At 73.0% G+C, this 6439-nt stretch carries 6 protein-coding genes; 2 read left to right on the top strand and 4 right to left on the bottom strand.

Annotation, left to right across the window (positions count from 1 at the left end):
- Positions 1–44: 44 nt before the first annotated feature.
- Positions 45–698, bottom strand: coding sequence for a hypothetical protein (locus EFE23_RS15305; protein WP_123241603.1), 654 nt, complete (start codon positions 696–698; stop codon positions 45–47).
- 226 nt (positions 699–924) lie between these two features.
- Between EFE23_RS15305 and EFE23_RS15300 the strand changes: the two genes are divergently transcribed.
- Positions 925–1512 (top strand): copper resistance CopC family protein, encoded by a 588-nt coding sequence (locus EFE23_RS15300; RefSeq protein WP_123241595.1) that lies wholly within the window; start codon positions 925–927, stop codon positions 1510–1512.
- Positions 1513–1716: 204 nt separating this feature from the next.
- On the opposite strand, the gene gltX is transcribed toward EFE23_RS15300, so the two are convergent.
- From gltX to EFE23_RS15285, 3 genes are read right to left on the bottom strand one after another with little or no spacing between them, the layout of a single operon-like run.
- On the bottom strand, positions 1717–3126 hold the full coding sequence (gene gltX / locus EFE23_RS15295; RefSeq protein WP_123241594.1) for a glutamate--tRNA ligase: 1410 nt from the start codon (positions 3124–3126) through the stop codon (positions 1717–1719).
- Between the two features lie 49 nt (positions 3127–3175).
- Complete coding sequence (locus EFE23_RS15290) at positions 3176–4453, bottom strand: MFS transporter (protein ID WP_123241593.1); 1278 nt, start codon at positions 4451–4453, stop codon at positions 3176–3178.
- Positions 4450–5781 carry a GH1 family beta-glucosidase gene (locus EFE23_RS15285; protein WP_123241592.1) on the bottom strand — a complete coding sequence of 444 codons (1332 nt, stop codon included), beginning with the start codon at positions 5779–5781 and terminating at the stop codon, positions 4450–4452. The genes EFE23_RS15290 and EFE23_RS15285 overlap by 4 nt, the downstream gene beginning before the upstream one ends.
- 187 nt (positions 5782–5968) lie before the next feature.
- On the opposite strand from EFE23_RS15285, the gene EFE23_RS15280 reads away from it, so the two are divergent.
- On the top strand, positions 5969–6415 hold the full coding sequence (locus tag EFE23_RS15280; protein WP_089013161.1) for an SRPBCC family protein: 447 nt from the start codon (positions 5969–5971) through the stop codon (positions 6413–6415).
- Positions 6416–6439 lie beyond the last annotated feature (24 nt).

Genomic DNA, 6439 nt, shown 5'->3' with positions numbered 1-6439 from the left:
GCGGGCCGGCGTGTCCGGAGCGGGCCGGCGTGCCCGGCGCGGCGTCAGCGGGTGCGGCGGCGGACCAGCAGCGCGATGCCGGCGAGCCCGGCCGTGATGACCACCATCACGCCGACGTTGAGCAGCAGCAGCCGCTGCAGCTCGCCCATCGCCGAGTCGATGTCCTGCACCGGGTCCAGCGCCTCCTCGGGGATGACCCGGTCGCCGCCGCCGATGCCGCCGCTGATCGTGTCGTACTGCCGCTCCAGCGGCACCCCGGCGGTCCGCAGCACCTCGGACATGGTCAGCCGGCCGTAGAACCAGCCGGCCCGGGTCTTGCTCAGGTCGGGCTGCTTGGCCGGCCGGTAGACCCGGGGACCGCCCTTGGCGAGCGGGTAGAGGTCGTAGGTCTTGGTCGGTGTGCCCCCGTAGAGCAGCACCACCGTGTACTTGGGACCGAGGTCGTCCGCCTTGGGGCCACGCTGCTGGCCGGCGGGTCCCAGCCACTTCACCTGGTCGACGACGGCGTTCACCTCGGCCGGGTGGGTGTCGGCGCGCAGTTGCAGCGGCTGGTCGAGTTTGTCGCCGCTGATGTCCACTCCGGCCGGTGCGAGCTTGGGCTTGGGCGCCGCCTGGGCGGCCGTCGGGCCGGCCAGGGCGAACCCGCACGCCGTCGCGATCACCGCACCTGCCAGCAGCCGCCTCACCTGTCGGACCATCGCCGCCTCCTCGCCCCGTTCGATGGGTGGCTTCCGCTGCAGGTCACGCTGGATCGGCCGACGGCGGTGGCCGGGCCCGAACATCGGGTGCCCACCTTGAAAAGACTCCGCAGAACGTCGCTCGGTTGCAGCTGCTGGCACAGTTATTGGAACTATCTGCGATCTGAGACCGACTAACCGAGCGGTCGTTGATCAGCGGCCGGATAGTACCCGGACGGAGGGGCTCATGGGGGGACGGACGGCCCGCGCGGTGCGTGCCTGGTCGGTGGTGCTCGGTGCGGCGTGCGGGGTGTCGACGCTGCTGCCGGCCGCCCCGGCCGCCGCCCACAACTCGTTGACCGGCAGCGATCCGAAGGACGGGGCCCGGGTGGCGACCGCGCCGGAGCGGATCGAGCTGCGCTTCCTGGCCACGCCGGCCCGGGACACGACGAAGATCACAGTCACCGGGCCGGATCACGCGGCGGCCTCGTCCGGCGCGCCCGCCTTCTCCGGCAAGCGGGTGAGCGTGCCGTTCACCCCGGGCCCGGCCGGCGTGTACACGGTCGCGTACCAGGTCGGCTCGACGGACGGCCACCCGGTCAAGGGACAGCTCAGCTTCACCCTGACCGCTGGCGCCCCGGCCGCGCCGACGAGCGCCCCGGCCACCGCCGGACCGGCCGCCGCGCCGACGAGCGCCCCGGCCAGCCCGGCGCCGGCCGCCTCGCCCGCCGACAGTAGCGGCGGCGCGGGCTGGTGGTGGGCGGGCGGGGCGGTGGTGGTGCTCCTCGCGCTGGGTGGCGGGCTGCTGATGCGCCGCCGTACCACCGGCCGCTGAACCAGGGTCGCCGCCGGCTCGGCACGGTTCGGCCGCGCGCCGCTGTCCGGTGCGCTCGGCATGCCGAACACGGACGCCGCTGGGCGGCGGCAGGCCGCACCCGAGACGGACATGTCGCTGCGACATGTTCCTGTCTCACGGACATGTCCATCCTGGGCGTACCGCCGACGGGCGCGACCCGCCGGCGGCAACCCGGAGCGGGGCTCAGACCAGGCGCACCCGGGCGGCGCGCAGCCGGGTCAGGGTGCGCTCGCGGCCGAGTACTTCGAGGGACTCGAAGAGCGGCAGCCCGACCGTACGCCCGGTGACCGCGACCCGGACCGGGGCCTGGGCCTTGCCCAGCTTCAGGCCGCGCTCCGCGCCGACCGCCTCCAGCGTGGACTTGAGCGACTCGGCGTCCCAGGACTCCAGCGCCTCGAACGCGGCGACGGCCGCGTCCAGCAGCTCCGCCGCGCCCTCCTTCATCGCCTTCGCCCACGCCGCCTCGTCGATCAGCGGGTCGGCCAGGAAGAGGAAGTCGACGTTCGGCACGATCTCGCTGAGCACCGCGATCCGGGTCTGCGCCAGCGGGGCCACCGCGGCGAAGGCGGCCGGATCGAACTCCTCCGGCTGCCAGGGCGGCGGCACGATGGTGTCGGTGCCGGTCAGCCACGGCTGGCACTCGGTGATGAAGTCCTCGACCGGCAGCGCCCGGATGTACTCGCCGTTGAACGCGCGCAGCTTCTTCTCGTCGAAGAACGCGGGGGAGGGGTTCACCTCCTCCAGCCGGAACGCCTCCTCGATCACCGACCAGGGCACGATCTCCCGGTCCCCGGAGGGCGCCCAGCCGAGCAGCATCAGGTAGTTGCGCATCGCGGCGGCGAGGTAGCCCTCGTCCCGGTACGCCTCCAGGGCGACCTTGTCGCGCCGCTTGGACAGCTTCTGCCGCTTCTCGTTGACCACCACGGGCACGTGCGCCCAGACCGGCGGCTTGACCCCGAGGGCGTCCCAGAGCAGCTGCTGCTTCGGGGTGTTGGGCAGGTGCTCCTCGGCCCGGATCACGTGGGTGATCCCCATGGTCATGTCGTCGACCACGTTGGCGAGCAGGAAGACCGGGGAGCCGTCGCCGCGGGCGATCACGAAGTCCTCGATCAGCTTGTTCTCGAAGGTCGGCTCGCCCCGGATCAGGTCGACCACCACGGTCGCGCCCTCGTCCGGCGTACGGAAGCGCAGTGCCCGCCCCTCGCCCGGGCCGAGCCCGCGGTCCCGGCAGTAGCCGTCGTAGCCCTGATACTGCGAGCCGGTCCGCGCCTGCACGTCCTCGCGGGTGCAGTCGCAGTAGTACGCCCGGCCGCCGTCGTAGAGCCGCTGCGCGGCGGCGCGGTGCTCGCCGGCGTACGACGACTGGAAGTACGGGCCCTCGTAGCTGCCCCGCGCGATGCCGATCCAGTCCAGCGCGGACAGGATGCCCTCGGTCCACTCGGGCTTGTTGCGGGCCGCGTCGGTGTCCTCGATGCGGAGCACGAACACCCCGCCCTGCTGCTTGGCGTAGATCCAGTTCTGCAGGGCCGAGCGGGCACCGCCGACGTGGAACATACCGGTCGGGGAAGGGGCGAAGCGTACACGTACCGTCACGTCCCCCAGCCTACGGCGGGCCGCGACCGCTTTCCGGCAGGGGGCCGGTTCAGGGCACCGCCTTGATCTTCAGAACCAGGACGCTGCCGACCAGGGTGACCGCCGCGGTGACCGCGTACAGGGTGGGATAGCCGCCCAGGTGGACCACGATCGGGGCGGACAACGCCGGGCCGAGCACCTGCGGCGCGGAGTTGGCGATGTTGATCACCCCGAGGTCCTTGGCCCGGTCGGTCGCGGCCGGCAGCACCTGGGTGATCAGCGCCGCGTCCACCGCCAGGTAGACGCCGTAACCGGCACCGAGCAGCAACGCGGCGACGATCGCCATCGGCCAGGTCGGCGCCATCGCGAGCAGCACCGCCGCCACCGCCATGATCAGTCCGGAGACGATCACGAACACCTTCCGCCGGCCGGACCGGTCGGAGAGCCGGCCGGCCACCACGGCGGTGAGCATCATGCCGAGCGTGTAGAGCAGGATCAGCACCAGCAGCGCGCCCTCGGGGTCGGCCACCCGGACCCCGTCGCTGAGGAAGTACAGCAGGTAGAGCGTGCCGAGGGCGTTGCCGGTCTGGACCAGGAAGCGGGTGAACCAGGCCCAGGCGAAGTCCGGGTGCCGGCGCGGGCTGATCCACATGGAGGCCAGCAGCGCGCGCAGCCGCAGCGCCGACCGGTGCTCGCGGGGCAGCGGGTCGTCCTCGGTGAGCAGCGCGAACGGCAGCGACAGCAGCAGCACCGCCAGCGCGATCGCCGCGTACCCGGCGGCGTTGCCGGTGACCGCGGCGGTGACCAGCACCGCCCCGACCACCAGGCCGAGCGCCTGCGGGATGCCCACCCAGCCGGAGACGCCGCCGCGCTGGGCGACCGGCACCCGGTCCGGGATGGCGGCGGTGAGGCTGGCCAGCATCGCGTTGAAGCAGACCTGGGCGGCGACCCAACCCACCGCCACCCCGGCGATGGTGTCCTGCCGGGCGAGCAGCACCAGGGCCAGCGCGCCGAGCACCGCCCCGGCGGCGGTCCAGACGTGCCGCCGGCCGAAGTGCCGGTTCGCCAGCCGCAGCGAGGTCCGGTCGGAGAGCGCGCCGGCGAGCGGATTGGCGAGCACCGCGGCGAGCGCGCCCAGGCCGGTCACCACCGCGAGCATCGCCTCCTTGTCGCCCGGGGCGATCCGCTCGATCTGCTGCGGCAGCAGCACCTGGATCGGGGTGAAGAAGGCCATCCAGACGCCCAGGTTGGCCGCGAAGATGAGCGCGATCCAGCTCCGCCGCACCGGCACGGTCGGTTCGGCGAGCGCCGCCGGCAGCGAGGCCGGCGTCGGGTTCACCGTGGTCACGGCTTGACCACCCGGTCCCGGAACCAGGCGTACGAGGACTTCGGGGTACGCCGCTGGGTGGCGTAGTCCACGTGCACCAGGCCGAACCGCTTGGTGAAGCCCTCGGCCCACTCCCAGTTGTCCAGCAGCGACCAGACGAAGTACCCGGTCACCGGGACCCCGGCGTCGATCGCCTCGCGGACCGCGCGCAGGTGCCCGTCCAGGTACGCGATCCGGTCCGGGTCGTCCACCCGGCCGTCGGCGTCCGGCACGTCGTCGTAGGCGCACCCGCTCTCGGTCACCTGGATCGGCGGCAGCGCGTCGCCGTACCGGTCACGCAGTTGGACCAGCAGTTCGCGGAGGCCGTCCGGGGCCACCGGCCAGTCGAACGCGGTCCGGGGGTACCCGTCCAGCGGGACGATCTCGAACGGCAGCGGCGAATCCTCCTCGGCGGCCCGGATGCCGGTCGGGTTGTAGTAGTTCACCCCGAGCACGTCGATCGGGGCGGCGATCACGTCGAGGTCACCGTCCCGGACCAGGGTCGGGTCGAAGCCGGGCTTGTCGGGGTAGCCCAGGCCGAGCAGCGGGTCGGTGAAGAGCCGGTTGTGCAGCGCGTCGTACACCGCCCCGGCGGCCCGGTCGGCGTCGGTGCCGCCGGCCAGGCGGACCGGGGAGTAGTTGTTCGCGATGGCCACCGGACTGCCGCTGCGGGCGCGCAGCGCGGAGACCGCGAGGCCATGTCCGAGCAACTGGTGGTGGGCCACCGGGAAGGCGTCGAAGAGCAGCGTCCGGCCGGGGGCGTGCACCCCCATCCCGTGCCCGAGGCTCATGTGGATGAACGGCTCGTTGAGCGTGATCCAGAGCTTCACCCGGTCGCCGAGGCGGGCGGCGACCAGGTCGGCGTACTCGGCGAAGCGGGCGGCGGTGTCCCGGTTGAGCCAGCCGCCGGCGTCCTCCAGGGCCTGCGGCAGGTCCCAGTGGAACAGCGTGGCGACCGGATCGACGTCGTGCCCGAGCAGTTCGTCCACCAGCCGGTCGTAGAAGTCCAGCCCGGCCTGGTTGGCCGGGCCGGCGCCCGTGGGCTGCACCCGGGGCCAGGCGATCGAGAACCGGTACGCGGAAACCCCGAGGCCGGCCAGCAGCGCGACGTCCTCGGCGTACCGGTGGTAGTGGTCGCACGCCTCGTCGCCGGTGCTGCCGTCGACGATCCGCCCCGGCGAGTGGGCGAAGGTGTCCCAGATGGACGGCCCTCGACCGTCGGCGGTCGCCGCCCCCTCGATCTGGTACGCCGAGGTGGACACCCCCCAGCGGAAGCCGGCGGGAAACTCGGGCATCGGCGGGTACGTCATGCGCCCTCCCCTGAAACGCGAAGCGTGCTCGCGACTCTAGGGCGCGGAGCGCCGCCGGTCCATAGGCCCGGGAAGGCGGGCGGCGCAAGGGCTTTCGGCGTGTCTTTTCCGAACCCGTCCGGGTAAGTCCGATTTACACATAGAGTGCCGAATATCGCGGATGTGTTTTAAGTGGGGGAAAGACAAGATGATCCTCGTGGAACGCAGTGCGCACGTGATGGCGCCGGTGGAAGCGGTCTGGGACGTCGTGCAGCGGGCCGAGCAGTTGCCGGCCTGGCTGGCGGGGGTCCGCGCGGCCGAGGTCCTCTCGGGGGAGGGCTTCGGCCGGCGACAACTGGTCCAGGCCGGGCGCGGCGCGGCGCACGAGGCCGAGGTGATCGCCTACCAGGAGCCGACCCTGATCGGGTGGCGCGAACGGGCCAAGGGCGCCGGAGCCCGGGCCGAGGCGCGCACCGAGATCTACGTACAGCTGACCCCGGATGAGGAGGAGGGCGGGACGATCGTGCGGCTCATCGTCGTACGGTGGCCCGCCGGGCCGGTCAAGGCCGCCCTGCTCCGGCTCGGCCTGCGGCGGGTCGGCGCCGACCTGGAGGACTCGCTGGCCCGGCTCACCGATCTGGCCGCCGTCGGCTGACCGGAGCCGGTCCCGGCGCCGCCC

It is taken from the genome of Micromonospora solifontis (assembly GCF_003725545.1).
In the GTDB taxonomy this organism is placed as follows: domain Bacteria; phylum Actinomycetota; class Actinomycetes; order Mycobacteriales; family Micromonosporaceae; genus Micromonospora; species Micromonospora solifontis.
The sequence above is the reverse complement of the archived record's forward strand: the minus strand, read 5'-3'. Positions and strand labels throughout refer to the sequence as shown.

Bases quoted from the DNA above. Each gene is read 5' to 3' on its own strand.
- EFE23_RS15300 (WP_123241595.1), top strand. From the start codon at position 925: ATGGGGGGACGGACGGCCCGCGCGGTGCGTGCCTGGTCGGTGGTGCTC.
- EFE23_RS15280 (WP_089013161.1), top strand. From the start codon at position 5,969: ATGATCCTCGTGGAACGCAGTGCGCACGTGATGGCGCCGGTGGAAGCG.
- EFE23_RS15305 (WP_123241603.1), bottom strand. From the start codon at position 698: ATGGTCCGACAGGTGAGGCGGCTGCTGGCAGGTGCGGTGATCGCGACG.
- EFE23_RS15285 (WP_123241592.1), bottom strand. From the start codon at position 5,781: ATGACGTACCCGCCGATGCCCGAGTTTCCCGCCGGCTTCCGCTGGGGG.